This is a genomic window from Klebsiella sp. 10-1 (genome assembly GCF_009758445.1).
GTDB lineage: Bacteria > Pseudomonadota > Gammaproteobacteria > Enterobacterales > Enterobacteriaceae > Klebsiella > Klebsiella scottii.
Genome location: NZ_WQRE01000006.1, coordinates 112,010 through 130,286 on the forward strand (window position 1 = coordinate 112,010; position 18,277 = coordinate 130,286).

An 18,277-nucleotide genomic window follows, 5' to 3' on the forward strand; every position below is an offset into this window, starting at 1 on the left:
GCTTACCCCACCAGCATCCACGTTGCCGGTACGGCGGCAACCAGCAATAAACCAATTAAGGCTAATTCACGGCGTTTAAGCATGCGATCGTGCTGGTGCGTACGGCGGGCGTACAGGAAAACCAGAAGACCCGGAGCGTAAAGTATCACTGACAGCAATAAATGCACAGGGCCCGACGCATATAATAACCATAAGCCATAAGCGCAGGCCCCGACGCCTACGGCCTTATGCAGCGGGCGTACGGCAATTTTCAGCAGGAAGGCGCCGACGAGCAGATAGGGAACGAGGATCATCTCGGAGGCGATGGTGAGCAGCGTACCGTAATCCGAACCGGTCAGCCAAATCAGCACCAGCGAGACCTGGACGCTAATATTGGTCAGCCACAGCGAAGCCGACGGCGCATTGTGGCGATTTTGCCGGGCAAACAGGCGCGGAAACGCTTTGTGGGTGGCGGCCAGCCAGGGAACTTCTGCAGCCATGATGGTCCAGCTCAGATAGGCGCCGCAGACGGAAACGATCAGTCCGGCGGCGATCGCCACCTCGCCCCAGGACCCCATCATTCTGACCATCAGCCCGGCCATCGACGGATTACGCATTTCCGCGAGCTCCGGACGCGCGACAACGCCCAGCGAGAGCAGAGTGACCAGAAGATAAACCGCCAGCGCCGAAAGTACGGCCAGCAGCGTCGCGCGGCCAACGTCCTGCTTGTTCCGCGCTCGCGCCGACACTACCACCGCGCCCTCTACGCCGATAAACACCCACAGGGTAATCAGCATGGTATTTTTCACCTGCTCCCACACCGGCACGCCGAGCGCCAGGCCGCTGAAATCGAGAGTGAAGGTCTCTAAACGGAAGGCCATCGCGGCGAGAACGATAAACGCGCCGAGCGGTATTAGCTTGGCCAGCGTCGCGACCAGGTTGATGCCGGCCGCCGTCTGCACGCCGCGCAGCACTAAGAAATGAACGACCCACAGCAGAATCGATGCCCCGACGATTGCCTGCCAGGTATTGCCGTTGCCAAAAATAACCGAGCCGGGCGCGTCGGTGAAGAAGCTCAGCGCCGCAAACACGATAACCAGATAGGAGACGTTGGCGATAACCGCGCAAAGCCAGTAGCCCCAGGCGGAGCAAAAGCCCACCAGCTCGCCGAATCCTTCGCGCGCGTAGGTAAAGATACCGCCGTCGAGGTCGGCGCGAATGCGGGTCAGCAGGAGCATGGCGAAGGCGAGGAATAAGATGCCGACGCCGGTAATGGCCCAGCCGATCAGCAGGGCGGACGGGCTGGCCACGGCGGCCATATTTTGCGGCAAACTGAATACGCCTGCGCCCAGCATTGAGCTGAGGACCAGGGCGGTCAGGGCGCTCAGGCCCAGTCTCTTTTCCATTGCATTCCCGAAGTGACAACCGTGAAGTAAAGAATATTTATTTGGCGAAATCGCATAAAATGGACGATTACGCTAAGGCGCGGGATTTTACGGAGTGTCTTGTGCGCATGCAATGGCGGCGGATGAAAAAAAGCAAAAAGGCGGCAAAGCGCCGCCTTTTTGTTCAGCTGTAGTCCCGTTATTTATACAGGTCAGCGCTGATAGTTATGTTACCGCCGCGTTCCTGCCACTGGCGGGTGATGTGGTAATACTTCGCGCCTTTCTTCGCCGCTCGTTTGGCCACCTGGTAAGAAATTTCGGTCATATTGCCGTAGTTACCGGTGAATTTAATGCTATCGAACGGGGCCATCTGCGCCGCGGTTATTTTGTTCACCTCTTCGACTTTGGTGCCATCAGGAAGCGTGACGGTGTAACGCCCCCCCTTAGAGGACTGCGTTTCGAAGAAGCGGCCTACGCCGGTACCGGAGCCGACGGCTGCGGTAGTCGCCACGCCGGGGATTTCAACGTTTTTGGCCGCCGCGCCGCCTTCAGCCAGCGCTGCGCGCCCGGCTTGAGAATCGGCAGGAATTGCGTCCGGACTTTGCAGAACGCGTTTTTTGGCATCGGCCTTATAAACATAAGCGGTGATGCGCTGGTTGCCGCCCTGGTTAGCATCAACCTGACGAACGATAAAGAAAGAGGCCGCGCCTTTCGCTTTTGCCGCTTTGGTGATGGCATCGTTCACTTCAGGCTGGCTGCGGTAGAAACCCTGCACGGTAACGGTGTCAAACGGTTCCAGCTCAACGGCCTGGTCTTTCGGCAGCTCCATGACTCCATTAATCATTCGATTTTTTGGAGCATCTGCCTGCGGGGCGTTGTCTTTATAAAAATCTGCCGTTACGCGCCAGTTACCGCTGTTGCCATAGTCTGAGGTGTCGACAACATAAAAGGAGGCCGCGCCGTCTTTGTCGGCTTTGCGGGAGACCGCTTTAACAGCATCGCCAATCGCAGTAAAGCGGCCGGTGATGACCACGCGATCGTAGGGCTTCAGCGCCGCCGCCTGCTCCGGTGTCAGCTCGGTCGCTGCATGGGCAGACAGCGCGGTCGTAGCCAGGAGAGCAGACGCCAGGAGTGAGTTCTTAAGCTTCATAAAAATAGTCCTTTGCCTTGCGCAAACCATGTACTGGTATTGTTGTTGACTGAAAACGCTCGATTATTGCATTTAAAAGGAGTGACTGTCTGCGTCAATTTTTGCTAACCGCCCGAAACGCGCGTCACAATAATATAACATTTTGCGATATGTTGAAAAAACAGCCTCTTGACCAGCAAAATCGATAATCGATATCGCTTTAATAAGTTAATGTAATGTTAATACCATGTTCTGGCTGGCGATTAATTGCGTATTAGTGGATAAGCTAAGCGAATTATCAGGCTCGCTTATAAATTTAAGGTAAATATTGCTGCCTGACGCAGTTTGGCGCGCGTTTTACCAATAAAATCAAAAATTCTGTTTTATCGCAGTAGATCACAATCGGGATTTTCAGTAGGTTATAAAAAGTTTGTTACTGTTTCATTTTTTCAGTCGAATATCTGAGCCGGCGGGTTTTGCCGGCGGATAGTCGGCTGTAAGAAGAGAAAACCATCATCAAAAACCGATGAAAGGGAAAACTATGCGTATCGGGGTACCAAAAGAACGGTTAGCCAATGAAACCCGCGTAGCGGCCACGCCGAAAACGGTGGAGCAGCTGCTCAAACTGGGGTTTACCGTCGCAGTTGAAAGCGGCGCGGGCCAGCTGGCAAGTTTCGATGACGAGGCGTTTGCTCAGGCAGGCGCTGAGGTTGTGGACGGCGCCGAAGTCTGGCAGTCGCCTGTTATTCTCAAGGTGAATGCGCCTGACGATAATGAAATTGCTTTACTGAATCCAGGCACCACGCTGGTGAGCTTTATCTGGCCGGCGCAGAATCCGGAGCTGCTGGCAAAACTTTCTGCCCGCAATGTGACCGTCATGGCGATGGATTCGGTGCCGCGTATTTCGCGCGCCCAGTCGCTGGATGCCTTAAGCTCGATGGCCAACATTGCCGGCTATCGCGCCATCGTCGAGGCCGCGCACGAATTTGGCCGCTTCTTCACCGGGCAGATCACCGCCGCGGGCAAGGTTCCGCCGGCCAAGGTGATGGTGATCGGCGCCGGCGTTGCCGGTCTGGCCGCGATTGGCGCCGCCAACAGCCTGGGGGCGATTGTCCGCGCGTTCGACACTCGCCCTGAGGTCAAAGAGCAGGTGCAGAGCATGGGCGCCGAGTTCCTTGAGCTGGACTTTAAAGAAGAGGCGGGCAGCGGCGACGGCTATGCCAAAGTGATGTCCGAAGCCTTTATTAAAGCCGAAATGGCGCTGTTTGCCGCGCAGGCGAAAGAGGTCGACATTATCGTCACCACGGCGCTGATCCCCGGCAAACCGGCGCCGAAGCTAATTACCCGCGAAATGGTTGACTCGATGACGTCAGGCAGCGTGGTGGTTGATCTGGCCTCGCAGAACGGCGGCAACTGTGAATACACCGTGCCTGGCGAAGTGGTAACGACCGCCAACGGGGTGAGAATTATCGGCTATACCGATCTGCCGGGTCGCCTGCCGACCCAGTCATCCCAGCTTTACGGCACCAACCTGGTCAACCTGATCAAGCTGCTGTGCAAAGAGAAAGATGGCAACATTGCCATCGATTTCGACGACGTCGTGGTACGCGGCGTAACGGTTGTCCGCGATGGGGAAGTGACCTGGCCGGCGCCGCCGATTCAGGTATCCGCCCAGCCGCAGGCTGCCGCGAAGAAGGTGGAAGCCCCTGTTGAAGCGAAAAAACCGGTTTCGCCGTGGCGCAAATATGCGCTGATGGCGCTGGCGATTATTCTCTTTGGCTGGCTGGCAAGCGTCGCCCCGAAGGAGTTCCTCGGTCACTTTACGGTCTTTGCTCTCTCCTGCGTGGTCGGATATTACGTGGTGTGGAACGTGTCCCATGCGCTGCATACGCCGCTGATGTCGGTAACTAACGCCATCTCGGGGATTATCGTTGTCGGGGCGCTGCTGCAGATAGGCCACGGCGGCTGGGTCAGCGTGCTGAGCTTTATCGCGGTGCTGATCGCCAGCATTAATATTTTTGGTGGTTTCACCGTCACTCAGCGCATGCTGAAAATGTTCCGCAAAGGATAAGGGGTAACAAATGTCTGGTGGATTAGTTACAGCTGCATACATTGTTGCCGCGATCCTCTTTATTTTTAGCCTGGCAGGGCTTTCCAAACATGAGTCATCGCAGCAGGGCAACTACTTCGGCGTTGCCGGGATGGCGATTGCGCTGATCGCGACCATTTTGGGTCCGGACAGCAGCAACGTCGCGTGGATCCTGCTGGCGATGGTTATCGGCGGCGCTATCGGTATCCGTCTGGCGAAGAAAGTCGAAATGACCGAAATGCCGGAGCTGGTGGCGGTTCTGCACAGCTTCGTCGGCCTTGCGGCGGTGCTGGTGGGCTTTAACAGCTACCTGCAGCATGAAACCGGTATGGAGCAGATCCTGGTCAATATTCATCTGACCGAAGTGTTCCTCGGCATCTTCATCGGTGCGGTGACCTTTACCGGCTCCATCGTGGCCTTTGGCAAGCTGTGCGGCAAGATGTCCTCTAAACCGCTGATGCTGCCGAACCGTCACAAGCTGAACCTTGCCGCGCTGGTCGTCTCTTTTGTGCTGCTGATTGCCTTTGTTCGCACCGATAGCACCGCGACGCAGGTGCTGGCGCTGCTGGTGATGACCGTTATCGCTCTGGCGTTTGGCTGGCACCTGGTTGCCTCCATCGGCGGCGCGGACATGCCGGTGGTGGTATCAATGCTGAACTCCTATTCAGGCTGGGCGGCGGCGGCGGCGGGCTTTATGCTGAGCAACGATCTGCTGATCGTAACCGGCGCGCTGGTAGGCTCTTCCGGTGCGATTCTGTCCTACATCATGTGTAAGGCCATGAACCGCTCCTTCTTCAGCGTCATTGCCGGCGGATTTGGTACCGATGGTTCCTCTTCCGGCAGCGATGATGAAGTTGGCGAGCACCGTGAAATTAGCGCAGAAGATACGGCTGAAATGCTGAAAAACTCGCACTCGGTGATCATTACCCCGGGCTACGGCATGGCGGTAGCGCAGGCTCAGTATCCGGTTGCGGAAATCACCGAGCGTCTGCGCGCCCGTGGTATCAAGGTGCGCTTTGGTATTCACCCGGTTGCCGGTCGTCTGCCTGGGCATATGAACGTGCTGCTGGCGGAAGCCAAGGTTCCCTACGACGTGGTGCTCGAAATGGATGAAATCAACGATGACTTCACCGATACCGACACCGTACTGGTTATCGGCGCTAACGATACCGTGAACCCGGCTGCGCAGGACGATCCGAAAAGCCCTATCGCCGGTATGCCGGTGCTGGAGGTCTGGAAAGCGCAGAACGTAGTGGTCTTCAAACGTTCGATGAACACCGGCTACGCCGGCGTACAGAACCCGCTGTTCTTCAAAGAGAACACCCATATGCTGTTTGGCGATGCCAAAGCCAGCGTGGATGCGATTCTGAAAGCGCTGTGATGCCCTGAAGAGAGCAGACGAGAGTCGCTATACAACGTTTGCTTCTGAAGCCGTCTCCGTTGAGACGGCTTTTTTATATATAGCGCCAGCCCATGAATCGCTCATAAATTAATCGCCCTGGAGTGCTATACTAAAAACGTTTTTTCATCACACTGAGGATATTATGGATACCGAATTAACCCCCGCGCAAATGGCCATCGAATTTCTGCGTCGCGACCCTACCGCTTTAACCCCCGCGCAGTACCTGAAAAAATTTAAACTTCTCGAGCTGGAATTTGCCGATTTAATGTCGCTCTCCTCTATCGAACTGAAAGAAGAGATCGATCACGCCTGGCGTTTGGGTATCCATTAAAAGCCACACTTCAGCCTGCATGCATCGCTGATGAAGGGGGCCGAAAGGCCCATTTTTTCGCGCTACGCCAGGCGACGGGCAAAAAAATCCCCCGCGGCTGCAGGGGAGTGGGGAGTGGCTACGACTGGCGGCCGGCCTGCTGAAGGTTAGTCGTCGTCTTCATCGTCCATTTCAACCGGCGTTTTGTACTGGTCCGGCTTCAGCGCCAGCAGATCGCAGCGCAGATGGTCGATCACCTGCTCGGCGGTATTGCCGAGGAAGGCCGCCGACAGTCCGGTACGTCCGATGGTGCCGAGCACGACAATCCCCGCCTGCAGATGCTCCGACAGATCGGGAATCACTTCTTCCGGTAAACCCTTCTCTACGTGGGTGCGGCTCTCATCAATACCAAACTTTTGCCGCAGCGTTTTCATCGCCAGCAGGTGCTGGCCGCGAATCGCGTCGTTATAGATGCTGGGATCAAAATCAGGTAACTCAATGGCGATATTGATTGGCGTAACCGGATAGGCGCCCACCAGGTGGACCTCGGTGTGGTTAACCTGTTCCGCCAGTTCAAGCGTCTCTTTTACCAGTTTCTCATTCAGAGCATCGTGGTAGTTTTCTTCACTGGCAAGGTTCACCGCCACCAGCGCTCTGCCGCCCTCAGGCCACGGCTGGTCTTTAACCATCCACACCGGGCACGGGCATTTGCGCAGAAGATGCCAGTCGGTCGGGGTGAAGATCACCGCTTCCAGCTTGTCGTGCTGGTGCGCCATTTTCAGCACTAAATCATGCTTGTCGCTGAGGATTTCCTGAATGATGGCTTCGAAGGGGCGGTTGTGCCATACCACCTTGATGTCAATCGGGATCCCGGATTCGATATAGAACCGGGCCTGCTCCTTGATCCAGGCGCTGCGTTGGCTGATAACGCCCTGGCGCATAGCCGTTCGCTCGTCGGGCGACAGCAGGGTCGTCATCTCATATGAAAAATCATAGATTGGCAAAAAGGCTTTAATGCGGCCACCAATCCGTTGGTGTAGGTATACCGCACGCCGTAATGCGGGCTGGTCGTCCTGATTAGGGTCGATTACTACCAGCATGTTCTGATACTTCGCCATACAGGGTCTCCTTACAACTGTAACTGCAGTCTGTAATTAAAAAGATAACCTATATAGATGGATTGAAACAGGGGATGACCCTGGCCAGATCAACAAATAAGAAAAAAATTAGCGATCTGGCGAAGGGATCGGGCAATCAGGCGACGTTACGCGCTTGACCTGCCAGCTGAGAGAGGAGGTCGCTGTTTTCGATGGTGATATATTTACCTTTAACTGCCAGCATTCCGCTTTTCTGGAAACGGCCCAGCAGGCGGCTGATGGTTTCTACGGTCAGGCCGAGGTAGTTACCGATATCGCCGCGGGTCATGGTCAGACGGAATTCACGAGGCGAGAAGCCGCGTTGGGCAAAACGGCGGGAGAGATTATAGATAAAGGCCGCCAGGCGCTCCTCGGCGTTCTTTTTGGAAAGCAGCAGGATCATGTCCTGATCGCCTTTGATCTCGCCGCTCATCAGGCGCATCATCTGCTGACGCAGATTAGGCATCTTGCCTGAGAGGTCGTCCAGCGTTTCGAAGGGGATTTCGCAAACCATTGAGGTTTCCAGCGCCTGAGCGAAGCTCGGGTGGAGACCGGTGCCGATAGCGTCAAAACCGACCAAATCACCCGCCAGGTGGAAGCCGGTAATCTGCTCGTCGCCCTGCTCGGTAATGGTGTAGCTTTTGATGGTGCCTGAACGAATGGCGTACAGCGACTTCAGCTCATCGCCGGCTTTGAACAGGGTCTGTCCTTTCTGGATAGGCTTTTTTCGCTCGATGATATTATCAAGCTGATCAAGCTCGTGCTCGTTCAGAGTAAAAGGGATGCAAAGCTGGCTGATGCTGCAATCCTGACAATGGATTGCGCAACCGCCAGACTGAATGCGTCGTATAATTCTCTTTTCCGGGATCATAAGTCTGCTCAAGCCTTAATTGATATTGGTCAATTTTAACATCTTTTTGGTGAGCAGGTAAGCCTCGAACCGATGAAACACGTAATATTAAAAGGGTAAAGCAATTACACCATTTATCTCATTGATAAGAAATAAGATGTCCGAACATAGCTGATTGTAAAGTTGCCTGATGCTTCCGATAAAAGGCACTTACGGTCAAAGAAGCAAATACCCCTCATGGCGCAATAACCACTCTTTACGCTGAACGCCGCCCGCGTATCCGGTCATGGTGCCGTTACGTCCAATGACGCGATGGCAGGGAACCACGATACTGACCGGATTAGAGCCGTTGGCCGCCCCGACCGCCCGCGCAGCGCCCGGCCGACCCAATGCCTCCGCCAGCTGGCCGTAATGCATGACGTGACCGCAGGGAATGGTGCGCAGCGTTTTCCAGACTTCGCGTTGAAACGGGGTGCCCGCCGTTGCCGTCGGCAGCGTCTCGATAATCGCAAGGTCACCGGCGAAATAGTCGCCGAGCCTGCTGCTCAGCCCGCCCGGATCGCGGGAATCCACGCGCTGATACCCTTCATGGCGATAGTGCAGCTCAAGCAGCTGCTCCATCCGATCGCTATGTTCCTCCCACTCAACGGCACGCAGGCGGAACTGTTCGTCGCAAATGATCCATAGCGGCCCGACCGGGGTATCGATTTTGTCCTGAAGCAGTACCAGCATCGTTTTTCCTTATTACCTGATTCAAATGATTATTACTGCAGCCTGAGCACAAGATATCACGCCATCCGGGTGGGCAACTATACTCCATAAAGGTAAACGGTGAACGGTGCGGCTGAGGGGGCGAATCAATGAGAAAGTTTTCCATTTTGCATCTGCCTGCTGAGCAGAAGCAAAATCAATACGCAACGAAGTGCGTAATATTTAATTTTGTATTCACTACGCCGCGCGGTGCTAAATGGATTTTACTACTTTCTCCGGGCGGTAAATTCCCCTCGGCGAAGGAGCGTCCGGTTCACCCCTTTATGCAGTTTGTCATCCGCACGCGGACTAGTTTGCACTGGCTAATTCATCGGGAGGCACCCGACGCCGCAATACGCTATACAGGCACTCCTTGAATCAATTATTTGTCAGCACTTCAGTGCTGGCTTTTTTTTGTTAACGAGAAAGGTGATGGTATGCAATATATGCTGACTGGCGTTTTGATATTGATTATCAGTGGTTTGCTGTTAAATGCTGTCTCTATTATGATCGAATCGCTTTATAAGTTAATGAAAGATATGCACTTAAAGAAAAAACATCTTTAGGTGCCTGAGCAGGTTCGGCAAGCGTTTTAACGACGAACGCTTGCCGACCTGTTATTCCCGCCAGCAATACAAATATTCAGCAGGTTATCCGTTATTTTCTGGCACTTCCTTTGGCGTAACCGATCTTCAGCGCGGCGGGACGGGCGATTAACGTCGCTATTCGCCCGCCGACAAACGCGTTGAGGGCGCGCGTTGCGGCGGCTATAGTAGCCTCCGGTAGCAGCCGGAGGAGTGCAGATGAACCTTGACGACAAATCGCTATTTCTGGATGCCATGGAGGATGTCCAGCCGCTTAAGAGCGGCAACGACGTGCTGTGGCATCCCGAGCGCCACGCCCGTACCCCGCAGCGCATCGACGCGCTGCAGCTGGATAACTTTTTGACCATCGGCTACCTCGACGTGCTGCCGCTGACGACACCGCTGGAGTTCAGGCGCGAGGGGTTACAAAACGGCGTGCTGGACAAGCTGCGGCAGGGGAAATATAGCCAGCAGGCGAGCCTCAATCTGCTGCGCCGGCCGGTCGAACAGTGCCGGCAAATGCTGTTTGCCTTTGTGGTTCAGGCGCAGAAAGAGGCGCTGCGCAACGTGCTGATTGTTCATGGCAAAGGGCGCGACGACAACGCTCACCCCAATATTATCCGCAGCTACCTGGCGCGCTGGCTGGAAGAACTTCCCGAGGTGCAGGCGTTTTGCGTCGCCTCTGCGCATCACGGCGGCAGCGGGGCGTGCTATGTCGCCCTGCGCAAATCGGCCGAGGCAAAGCAGGAAAACTGGGAACGCCACGCCAAACGCAGCCGCTAGCGCAGCAGCAGCGTCAGCTCCCGGGCAGCTTTTTGCAGCTCGGGCAGCACCCGATCCAGCATTTCGCGGGTGGAAACCTGTCCGGCATGGACGCCGACGTTCAGCGCCGCCTGAACCTGTCCCTGCGGGTTAAACAGCGGCACCGCCAGCGAGCGCAGCCCCATCTCCAGCTCCTGATCGTTCAGCGCATAGCCCTGCTGGTGGACGCGCTTGAGCTCGGCGCGCAGCTTATTCACCGAATCCACCGTCTGCGGGGTATAGCGAATCATCGTCACCCGACCCAGCATATCGTTCAGCTTCTCCTCCGGCTGATGGCTTAACAGCACCCGGCCCATCGAGGTTGCCCAGGCCGGCAGCCGGCTGCCTATATCCAGATCGATAGTCATAATGCGCGAGCTGGAGGCGCGGGCAATGTACAGAATATCGTCGCCGTCGAGGGTGGCGATTGAGCAGGATTCATTAAGCATTTCGCTCAGATGCTTGAGTACCGGCTGGGCAGAACGCGCCAGCGGGGTTGAGGCGAGCCAGGCGTGGCCAAGGGCGAGGATGCGCGGGCGCAGCTGAAAATTCTTACCATCTTCGGCATAGACAAACCCCAGCTTGCCCAGCGTGTAGAGGCAGCGGCGCACCGCCGCGCGCGGGATGCCGGTCTTCTGGCTGATCTGCGAGATCGACAGCACCGGACGCTGCGGGGTGAATGCCTGGATCACCTCCAGCCCGCGGGCCAGCGAGGCCATAAAGTTCGGATCGCCCTTAAACGGGTCGCTATCGCCGGTCAGTAAATCGTCTGGATGCTTCTCCATTTTGTTCTCCATATTTGCCATCGATCACATTCTTTCGCTAAAGATATACGATGTTCGATTATCGCACCATATTTCGATTATCGCCCTTGACCAACATCGTTAAGCGGGTCACATTTTGTGCGAACAACGTATATAAGTGCGATTACCGCACATAAAGGAGCGACCTGATGATTGATAAAAGCGTGTCGACGCTAAGCGATGCCATCGCCGGGATCCACGACGGAGCGACCATCATGATCGGCGGTTTTGGTCCCGCCGGTCAGCCAACGTACCTGATTGATGCCCTGATTGAGCAGGGCGCCCGCGAATTAACCATTATCAACAACAACGCGGGCAACGGTGAGGTGGGCCTGGCGGCGCTGCTGAAGGCCGGGCGGGTGAGCAAGATGATCTGCTCTTTCCCGCGTCAGGTTGACTCGCAAATTTTTGACGATCTCTACCGTCGCGGCAAGGTTGAGCTGGAGCTGGTTCCGCAGGGCAATCTGGCGGCCCGCATCCAGGCCGCCGGCGCCGGGCTGGGCGCGATATTTACCCCGACCGGCTACGGCACGCCGCTGGCGGAAGGCAAAGAGACCCGCGAAATCGACGGGCGGCACTACGTTCTCGAATATCCGATTAAGGCCGATTTTGCGCTGATCAAGGCCCACCACGCGGATCGCTGGGGCAACCTGGTCTATCGCAAAGCGGCGCGCAACTTCGGCCCGATTATGGCGACCGCCGCCAAAACCACCATCGCTGAGGTCTCCCGCCTGGTCACTCTTGGCGAACTGGACCCGGAAAATATCATTACCCCGGGGATTTTTGTCCAGCGCGTCTTCTCGCTGGAAAAAGCCATTACCGCACAGAGCGCCTGAGGAGCCAACGATGCAAAAATTAACTCGTGATGAAATGGCCCAGCGCGTGGCTCTCGATATTCCGGAAGGGGCCTATGTGAACCTCGGTATCGGCTTACCGACCCGCATCGCCAACTATCTGCCGGCGGATAAAGAAGTGTTCCTGCACAGCGAAAACGGCCTGCTGGGAATGGGGGGCAGGCCGCAGCCGGGCGAAGAGGACCCGGAGCTGATTAACGCCGGGAAAGAGTACGTCACGCTGCTGAAAGGCGGCTGTTTCTTCCACCACGGCGACTCCTTCGCCATGATGCGCGGCGGCCATCTTGATATCTGCGTGCTGGGAGCCTATCAGGTCTCTGCCTGCGGCGACCTCGCCAACTGGAGCACCGGCGCGCCGGACTCGATTCCAGCCGTCGGCGGGGCGATGGATCTGGCCATCGGCGCGCGGCAGGTCTTCGTGATGATGGATCATCTGACCCGCGACGGCGAGTGCAAGCTGGTCGAACGCTGCAGCTATCCGCTGACCGGCGTTGGCTGCGTCAGCCGCATCTACACCGACCTTGCGGTTATCGATATCACCCCCGGCGGCCCGGTGGTGCGGGAAATCTTCAACGGCCTCTCTTTTGAGGAGCTGCAGCGCATCACTCCGGTGGCGTTGACCTTCGAACATCTGGCGAAAAGCGCGTAAGGAACCTATGATGAATCAGGCATTTATCTGTGATGCGGTACGTACACCCTTCGGTCGCTTTGCGGGCGCTCTGGCGCCGATGCGCGCCGACGATTTAGGCGCGCTGCCGCTAAAAGCGCTGCTGGAGCGCAATCCGGGGCTGGATCCTTCACGCATCGATGACGTGATTTACGGCTGCGCCAACCAGGCCGGTGAGGATAACCGCAACGTCGCGCGCATGGCGCTGCTGCTGGCCGGCCTTCCGGAAACGGTTCCCGGAAGCACCATTAACCGTCTGTGCGGCTCGAGCCTTGATGCGATCGGCGTCGCAGCGCGGGCGATTAAAAGCGGCGAGACTCAGCTGATGATCGCCGGCGGGGTAGAGAGCATGTCGCGCGCGCCCTTTGTCATGGGTAAAGCTGAAAACGCCTATAGCCGCAGCATGCAGATTGAAGATACCACTATCGGCTGGCGCTTTATCAACGCGCGGATGAAGGCGCTGTATGGCGTCGATTCGATGCCGGCAACCGCCGAAAACGTGGCCGCTGATTTCGCGATTTCGCGCGCAGACCAGGACGCTTTCGCCCTGCGCAGCCAGCGGCGAACCGCAGAGGCGCAGGAGGCCGGGCGCTTTGCCGATGAGCTCATAGCGGTCTCGATCCCGCAGCGTAAGGGCGAGCCGCTGCTGTTCACCCGCGATGAGCACCCGCGCAGCACCTCGCTGGAGGCGCTGGCGAAGCTAAAAGGCGTGGTGCGTGCCGACGGCTCGGTGACCGCCGGCAACGCTTCGGGGGTCAACGACGGGGCCTGCGCGCTGCTGCTGGCAAGCGAACAGGCGCTGATGGCGAACGACCTGCAGCCGCTGGCGCGCGTTGTCGGCGTGGCGACGGCTGGGGTCGCGCCAAGAATTATGGGCTTCGGCCCGGCTCCGGCAGTGCGCAAGGTGCTGGCATTGACCGGGCTGACGCTGGCGCAGATGGATGTTATTGAACTCAACGAAGCCTTTGCCGCGCAGGCGCTGGCGGTGACGCGCGATTTAGGCCTCCCGGACGCCGCCGCACACGTTAACCCTAACGGCGGGGCGATTGCCTTAGGCCATCCGCTGGGCGCATCCGGCGGGCGGCTGGCGATGACCGCCGCCTATCAGCTACGGCGCACCGGCGGCCGCTACGCGCTGTGCACCATGTGCATCGGCGTCGGCCAGGGAATTGCGCTGATTATTGAACGTGTTTAAGGAGCCAAAATGAGTTTGCTGACCCCGATGATGCGCACCAGCCCGCTAACCGCCTGGTTTAGCGATGCGCAGCGGGTACAGGGGATGCTGGATTTTGAAGCCGCGCTGGTTCGTGCCCAGGCCGCCTGTGGCATTGTGCCGCAGTTCGCCGTCGCGCCGGTGGTCAACGCCTGCCGCCATTCGCAGATCGATTTTTCCGCTCTGGGACAGGCGGCGACCCGCGCCGGTAACCTGGCGATCCCGCTGGTCAAACAGCTCACCGCCTGCGTTAACGCCGCGGACCCGCAGGCCGCTCGCTACGTGCACTGGGGAGCCACCAGCCAGGATGCTATCGACAGCGGTCTGGTTCTGCAGCTGCGCGGCGCGCTGGCGGAGACCGACTTGCTGCTGCAGCGCCTGACGGCTGAGTTTGCGCTGCAGGCGCAGCGGCATCAGCATACGGTCATGCCGGGGCGCACCTGGATGCAGCACGCGCTGCCGGTGACCTTTGGCCTCAAGCTTGCGGGCACCCTCGATGCGCTGCTGCGCTGGCAGCTGCGGCTGCGAGAAATGCGCGCCCGCGTCCTGGTGCTGCAGTTTGGCGGCGCGGCGGGCACGCTGGACGCGTTAAAAGGGCGCGGGCCGGAGGTCGCCGGGCAGCTGGCGACCGAGCTTGGCCTGGCGCTGCCGGACGCCCCGTGGCACAGCCAGCGCGATCGGCTGCTGGAAGTGGGCGCCTGGTACGCCGGGGTCTGCGGGACGTTGGGAAAATTTGCCAACGACTTTTCGCTGCTGATGCAAACGGAAGTTGCCGAAGTTGCGGAGCCGGTAGGGGAAGGCCGCGGCGGCTCGTCGACGATGCCGCACAAGCGTAATCCGATCGCCTGCGCGGCGATTCTGACGGCGGCCCAGCACACGCCGGGCCTGGTGGCCTGCCTGTATGCCGGCCAGGTTCAGCAGCACGAGCGCGCGCTCGGCGGCTGGCAGGCGGAGTGGGAAACGCTGCCGGAGCTGATTACCCTCGTCGGCGGCGCGCTGCAACAAAGCGTCGATCTGGTGCGCGATATGCAGGTTTTCCCGCAAAAAATGCGCGCCGATCTCGATATGACCCACGGCCTGATTATGGCTGAAGCGGTCACTCTGGCGCTGGCGGAGTTTATCGGTAAGGCCGACGCCCATCATCGGGTAGAGGCGCTGTGCCGTCAGGCGATTGACCAGTCGCGCCCGCTGCTGGCGCTGCTGGAAAGCGATCCTCTGGTGAGCCAGCACCTTAGCGCAAGCCGTTTAACCCAGCTGCTGGACCCGACAACGGCGACCGGCAGTGCGGAAATTTTTGTGCGCCAGGTCGTGGCGCGTTACAAGGAACAACGTGATGAACCTTGATTACCAGATTGACGGGCCGGAAGGTGCGCCGGTTATCGTTCTGTCCAACTCGCTGGGTACCACCCGATCGATGTGGCAGCCGCAGCTGGCAGCCCTAACCGCGCAGTTTCGCGTACTGCGTTACGACACCCACGGTCATGGTCAAACCGCTAAAAGCGGTAAAGTGACCCTCGCCCAGCTTGGTGAAGACGTTATTGCGCTGCTCGATCATCTGCAAATTGAGAAAGCCTGGTTTTGCGGGATTTCGATGGGCGGGCTGACCGGACTATGGCTGGGACGCTTTGCCCCGGAACGATTTTACGCCATCGCGGTGGCCAATACCGCCGCGCGGATTGGCGACCAGGCCAGCTGGCTCTCGCGGGCGCGGGCCGTCCGTCAGGAGGGGATGGATGTCGTCGCCGCCGGCGCGGCGGATCGCTGGTTTACCCACGCCTTTCGTCAGAAAGCGCCGGAGGTGGTGGAGTCGCTATGCCATCAGCTGACCCATAGCGATGCCGAAGGGTATGCCGCCTGTTGTGAAGCGCTGGCGGCGGCCGACCTGCGTAGCGAAGTGGGGCACATTAGTCTTCCAACCCTGATTATCGCCGGGGAAAGTGACCCTGTCACGACGGTGGCGGATGCTAACTTTTTGCATCAGCAGATCCCCGCCTCGCAGGTGGTGGTAGTGGCCGCATCGCATCTGTCTAATATCGAAGCGGCGGGGGTATTCAGCGCCGCATTGCTGGGGTTCTTCCGGGGGGAACGGCATGGATGATAAAGCGCGTTATCAGGAGGGAATGGGCGTACGGCGCAAGGTGCTGGGCGATGCGCACGTCGACCGCACGCTGGACAAGCTGACCCCGCTTAATACCGAGTTTCAGGATTTTATTACCCGCTACGCATGGGGCGAAACCTGGACCCGGCCGGGGCTGGATCACCATACTCGCAGTATGATCACCATCGCGATGCTGATAGCGCTTAACCGCGAAGCGGAGCTCAAAATGCATCTGCGCGCTGCGTTTAATAACGGCGTGACCCGCGATGAGCTCAAGGAGTTGATTATGCACTCCGCGCTCTACTGCGGTCTGCCTGCGGCCAACGCCACGATGCACCTGGCGCAGCAGGCGTTTGACGAGCTGGACGCGCAGCAGGCGTAAGCAAGCGTTCTCGGGCCGGGCGTTTGCGCCCGGCTTTCCTCGCGTTAACCCTCTATTTTGTTGACCTCTTCCGGCGCAACCGTCGGCGCTCGTCCTGACAAAATGTGCGATCTTCTTGACACGGCGTTGACAAATAGATGCCTGGTCAGTAATTTCATCTGCAATTACTGACCAGGCAAATATCATGAGTAACCATCCGGGTATTATCAATAACAAGTTCCACTTGGGTTTATTAATTCATCTGGCAAACCAGTATAAAGACCAGCTAATCAGCCAGTACTTCTCCGGCATGGATATTACTGCCGCCCAGTTTAAGGTGCTGATCAGCATCTATAAGGGCGTCACCAGTCCGGTTGAGATCAGCAAAAATCTGGTCATGGATGCCGGGGCGATGAGCCGCATGGTGGATCGCATGGTTAAGCGCGATCTCATAAGCCGTTCGCCTAATCCGCAGGATAAGCGGCAGGTCGTGCTGGCGCTGACCGGCAAAGGCGAGCTGATTTGCGAGCGCTTTGTTAATGAAGCGCTGGCGTCAATCATCAGCGACCTTACCGCCCGACTGACCCCCGACGAGTCTCGTTTACTGGTAGAGCTAATGACAAAAATGCTGCCAGACGAAATTGTTGCCCCTCATCGCTAACGTATTCAAGAAGGTCCGGACAAGATGGAAACCACACCTGCACAGCACGCCGAGCGCGGCAGCAAGCGCAAACGCAACTTTATTATTTTACTGATTATTCTGCTGCTTGCCGCCGCAGGCGGCCTGGCATGGTACCTGCTGTACGCCCGCTACTATGAATCGACCGACGATGCCTACGTCAACGGCAACCAGGTAACGCTGACCCCGCAAATCGGCGGTACGGTGACCCAGGTTACGGTGGATGAGGGCGACTTTGTGCAGAAGGGGCAGCCGCTGGTGCTGCTCGATCCGAGCGATACCGAAATTGCGCTGCAGCAGGCGGAAGCCAATCTGGCCAACACCGTGCGTCAGGTTCGCGGACTCTACAGCACGGCGGATAACTACCGTGCCCAGGTCGCGGCGAAAAGGGTTGCCCTGCAGACGGCGCAAAACGACTACGCCCGGCGGCAGAAAATCTTCCAGAGCGGCGCCATCGCGGCGGAAGATCTCTCCCACTATCGGGATGCGGTCACCAGCGCGCAGAGCGACTTAGCCGCCGCTCAGGAGGCGTTACGCACCAACACGGCGATGGTTGATGACACGGTTATCGACAGTCATCCCGAAATCAAAAGCGCGGTGGCCACGCTGCGTCAGCGCTATCTGGATAATTCGCGCAGCACCATCGTTGCGCCGGTCAGCGGCTTTGTAGCCAAACGCGCGGTCCAGCTCGGCATGCGCGTCGATTCGGGGACCACCCTGATGGCTATCGTGCCGCTGAATGAGGTTTGGGTCGACGCCAACTTCAAAGAGAGTCAGATGAACGCGATGCGCCTGGGGCAGAAAGTGACGCTCAGCGCGGATCTTTACGGCGACGACGTGGAATATCACGGCACCATTGAAAGCCTGGGCATTGGCACCGGCAGCGCGTTCTCGCTGCTCCCCGCGCAGAACGCCAGCGGCAACTGGATCAAAATCGTCCAGCGTCTGCCGGTACGCATCACGCTGGACCCGCACGATATGCAGAAAAACCCGCTGCGGGTGGGGCTGTCGATGAACGTTCGCGTTGATATTCGCGATACCGATGGCCATCTGCTGCCGCAGCAAACCGTTAGCGCCCCGCGTTTCACCACGGATGTGTATCAGAACCCGCTGGAACAGGCGGACCAGCTGGTGGCTAAAATCCTTCATGACAACAGCAAAGCGGTAGCCGCCGGCGCCCGTTAAGA

At 57.9% G+C, this 18,277-nt stretch carries 18 protein-coding genes; 12 read left to right on the top strand and 6 right to left on the bottom strand.

Annotated elements, in window-relative coordinates:
- Nucleotides 1-2: 2 nt before the first annotated feature.
- Both GO007_RS20475 and ydgH read right to left on the bottom strand, forming a co-directional pair.
- Nucleotides 3-1,385: an amino acid permease gene (locus GO007_RS20475; protein ID WP_095103174.1), complete on the bottom strand. Its 1,383-nt coding sequence runs from the start codon at nt 1,383-1,385 to the stop codon at nt 3-5.
- A 178-nt stretch (nt 1,386-1,563) separates the two neighbouring features.
- Nucleotides 1,564-2,514 (bottom strand): DUF1471 family protein YdgH, encoded by a 951-nt coding sequence (ydgH, locus tag GO007_RS20480; protein WP_095103176.1) that lies wholly within the window; start codon nt 2,512-2,514, stop codon nt 1,564-1,566.
- A gap of 520 nt (nt 2,515-3,034) precedes the next feature.
- Here ydgH and pntA point away from each other — a divergent pair.
- The 3 genes from pntA to GO007_RS20495 all read left to right on the top strand — a co-directional run bounded on the left by pntA (nt 3,035) and on the right by GO007_RS20495 (nt 6,315).
- Nucleotides 3,035-4,564 (top strand): Re/Si-specific NAD(P)(+) transhydrogenase subunit alpha, encoded by a 1,530-nt coding sequence (pntA, locus tag GO007_RS20485; protein ID WP_095103178.1) that lies wholly within the window; start codon nt 3,035-3,037, stop codon nt 4,562-4,564.
- Between the two features lie 10 nt (nt 4,565-4,574).
- Entirely contained in the window at nt 4,575-5,963 is a 1,389-nt protein-coding gene (gene pntB, locus GO007_RS20490; RefSeq protein WP_095103180.1) for a Re/Si-specific NAD(P)(+) transhydrogenase subunit beta, read from the top strand.
- 163 nt (nt 5,964-6,126) lie between these two features.
- A complete protein-coding gene (locus tag GO007_RS20495; RefSeq protein WP_041145794.1) occupies nt 6,127-6,315 on the top strand; it encodes a YdiH family protein in 189 nt (62 codons plus the stop codon).
- A 146-nt stretch (nt 6,316-6,461) separates the two neighbouring features.
- Here GO007_RS20495 and uspE read toward each other — a convergent pair whose 3' ends face one another.
- The 3 genes from uspE to ogt form a co-directional block, all read right to left on the bottom strand.
- Nucleotides 6,462-7,412, bottom strand: coding sequence for a universal stress protein UspE (gene uspE, locus GO007_RS20500; RefSeq protein WP_095103182.1), 951 nt, complete (start codon nt 7,410-7,412; stop codon nt 6,462-6,464).
- 136 nt (nt 7,413-7,548) lie between these two features.
- Nucleotides 7,549-8,301: a fumarate/nitrate reduction transcriptional regulator Fnr gene (gene fnr / locus GO007_RS20505; protein WP_095103185.1), complete on the bottom strand. Its 753-nt coding sequence runs from the start codon at nt 8,299-8,301 to the stop codon at nt 7,549-7,551.
- Between the two features lie 195 nt (nt 8,302-8,496).
- The gene (gene ogt, locus GO007_RS20510) at nt 8,497-9,012 is read right to left on the bottom strand and encodes a methylated-DNA--[protein]-cysteine S-methyltransferase (RefSeq protein WP_095103187.1); all 516 of its coding nucleotides are present in this window, start codon (nt 9,010-9,012) and stop codon (nt 8,497-8,499) included.
- Nucleotides 9,013-9,833: 821 nt separating this feature from the next.
- On the opposite strand from ogt, the gene smrA reads away from it, so the two are divergent.
- The gene (gene smrA, locus GO007_RS20515) at nt 9,834-10,397 is read left to right on the top strand and encodes a DNA endonuclease SmrA (protein ID WP_095103189.1); all 564 of its coding nucleotides are present in this window, start codon (nt 9,834-9,836) and stop codon (nt 10,395-10,397) included.
- On the opposite strand, the gene GO007_RS20520 is transcribed toward smrA, so the two are convergent.
- Nucleotides 10,394-11,200: an IclR family transcriptional regulator domain-containing protein gene (locus GO007_RS20520; RefSeq protein WP_041145790.1), complete on the bottom strand. Its 807-nt coding sequence runs from the start codon at nt 11,198-11,200 to the stop codon at nt 10,394-10,396. The two genes, smrA and GO007_RS20520, sit on opposite strands and share 4 nt — an antisense overlap.
- A 167-nt stretch (nt 11,201-11,367) precedes the next feature.
- Between GO007_RS20520 and GO007_RS20525 the strand changes: the two genes are divergently transcribed.
- The 8 genes from GO007_RS20525 to GO007_RS20560 all read left to right on the top strand — a co-directional run bounded on the left by GO007_RS20525 (nt 11,368) and on the right by GO007_RS20560 (nt 18,275).
- On the top strand, nt 11,368-12,054 hold the full coding sequence (locus GO007_RS20525; protein ID WP_095103191.1) for a 3-oxoacid CoA-transferase subunit A: 687 nt from the start codon (nt 11,368-11,370) through the stop codon (nt 12,052-12,054).
- Between the two features lie 10 nt (nt 12,055-12,064).
- Entirely contained in the window at nt 12,065-12,721 is a 657-nt protein-coding gene (locus tag GO007_RS20530) for a 3-oxoacid CoA-transferase subunit B (protein WP_095103193.1), read from the top strand.
- Nucleotides 12,722-12,731: 10 nt separating this feature from the next.
- The gene (gene pcaF / locus GO007_RS20535) at nt 12,732-13,934 is read left to right on the top strand and encodes a 3-oxoadipyl-CoA thiolase (protein WP_095103195.1); all 1,203 of its coding nucleotides are present in this window, start codon (nt 12,732-12,734) and stop codon (nt 13,932-13,934) included.
- A 9-nt stretch (nt 13,935-13,943) separates the two neighbouring features.
- A complete protein-coding gene (locus tag GO007_RS20540) occupies nt 13,944-15,296 on the top strand; it encodes a 3-carboxy-cis,cis-muconate cycloisomerase (RefSeq protein WP_095103197.1) in 1,353 nt (450 codons plus the stop codon).
- Nucleotides 15,286-16,050, top strand: a complete 765-nt coding sequence (pcaD, locus tag GO007_RS20545; protein ID WP_095103199.1) for a 3-oxoadipate enol-lactonase — start codon at nt 15,286-15,288, stop codon at nt 16,048-16,050. Before GO007_RS20540 ends, pcaD begins: the two co-directional genes overlap by 11 nt.
- Nucleotides 16,043-16,432, top strand: a complete 390-nt coding sequence (pcaC, locus tag GO007_RS20550; RefSeq protein WP_095103201.1) for a 4-carboxymuconolactone decarboxylase — start codon at nt 16,043-16,045, stop codon at nt 16,430-16,432. The genes pcaD and pcaC overlap by 8 nt, the downstream gene beginning before the upstream one ends.
- Before the next feature lie 184 nt (nt 16,433-16,616).
- Nucleotides 16,617-17,072, top strand: a complete 456-nt coding sequence (locus GO007_RS20555) for a MarR family transcriptional regulator (protein ID WP_095103202.1) — start codon at nt 16,617-16,619, stop codon at nt 17,070-17,072.
- A gap of 24 nt (nt 17,073-17,096) precedes the next feature.
- Nucleotides 17,097-18,275 (top strand): efflux RND transporter periplasmic adaptor subunit, encoded by a 1,179-nt coding sequence (locus tag GO007_RS20560; protein WP_095103203.1) that lies wholly within the window; start codon nt 17,097-17,099, stop codon nt 18,273-18,275.
- The last annotated feature ends 2 nt before the right edge of the window (nt 18,276-18,277 follow it).

What these genes read in the sequence shown, in the direction of transcription:
- GO007_RS20560 (WP_095103203.1), top strand. Translation starts at nt 17,097, where the DNA reads ATGGAAACCACACCTGCACAGCACGCCGAGCGCGGCAGCAAGCGCAAA.
- pntB (WP_095103180.1), top strand. Translation starts at nt 4,575, where the DNA reads ATGTCTGGTGGATTAGTTACAGCTGCATACATTGTTGCCGCGATCCTC.
- GO007_RS20540 (WP_095103197.1), top strand. Translation starts at nt 13,944, where the DNA reads ATGAGTTTGCTGACCCCGATGATGCGCACCAGCCCGCTAACCGCCTGG.
- GO007_RS20520 (WP_041145790.1), bottom strand. Translation starts at nt 11,200, where the DNA reads ATGGAGAAGCATCCAGACGATTTACTGACCGGCGATAGCGACCCGTTT.
- smrA (WP_095103189.1), top strand. Translation starts at nt 9,834, where the DNA reads ATGAACCTTGACGACAAATCGCTATTTCTGGATGCCATGGAGGATGTC.
- ogt (WP_095103187.1), bottom strand. Translation starts at nt 9,012, where the DNA reads ATGCTGGTACTGCTTCAGGACAAAATCGATACCCCGGTCGGGCCGCTA.
- GO007_RS20495 (WP_041145794.1), top strand. Translation starts at nt 6,127, where the DNA reads ATGGATACCGAATTAACCCCCGCGCAAATGGCCATCGAATTTCTGCGT.
- GO007_RS20530 (WP_095103193.1), top strand. Translation starts at nt 12,065, where the DNA reads ATGCAAAAATTAACTCGTGATGAAATGGCCCAGCGCGTGGCTCTCGAT.
- pntA (WP_095103178.1), top strand. Translation starts at nt 3,035, where the DNA reads ATGCGTATCGGGGTACCAAAAGAACGGTTAGCCAATGAAACCCGCGTA.
- ydgH (WP_095103176.1), bottom strand. Translation starts at nt 2,514, where the DNA reads ATGAAGCTTAAGAACTCACTCCTGGCGTCTGCTCTCCTGGCTACGACC.
- GO007_RS20475 (WP_095103174.1), bottom strand. Translation starts at nt 1,385, where the DNA reads ATGGAAAAGAGACTGGGCCTGAGCGCCCTGACCGCCCTGGTCCTCAGC.
- pcaF (WP_095103195.1), top strand. Translation starts at nt 12,732, where the DNA reads ATGAATCAGGCATTTATCTGTGATGCGGTACGTACACCCTTCGGTCGC.
- pcaD (WP_095103199.1), top strand. Translation starts at nt 15,286, where the DNA reads ATGAACCTTGATTACCAGATTGACGGGCCGGAAGGTGCGCCGGTTATC.
- pcaC (WP_095103201.1), top strand. Translation starts at nt 16,043, where the DNA reads ATGGATGATAAAGCGCGTTATCAGGAGGGAATGGGCGTACGGCGCAAG.
- GO007_RS20525 (WP_095103191.1), top strand. Translation starts at nt 11,368, where the DNA reads ATGATTGATAAAAGCGTGTCGACGCTAAGCGATGCCATCGCCGGGATC.
- fnr (WP_095103185.1), bottom strand. Translation starts at nt 8,301, where the DNA reads ATGATCCCGGAAAAGAGAATTATACGACGCATTCAGTCTGGCGGTTGC.
- GO007_RS20555 (WP_095103202.1), top strand. Translation starts at nt 16,617, where the DNA reads ATGAGTAACCATCCGGGTATTATCAATAACAAGTTCCACTTGGGTTTA.
- uspE (WP_095103182.1), bottom strand. Translation starts at nt 7,412, where the DNA reads ATGGCGAAGTATCAGAACATGCTGGTAGTAATCGACCCTAATCAGGAC.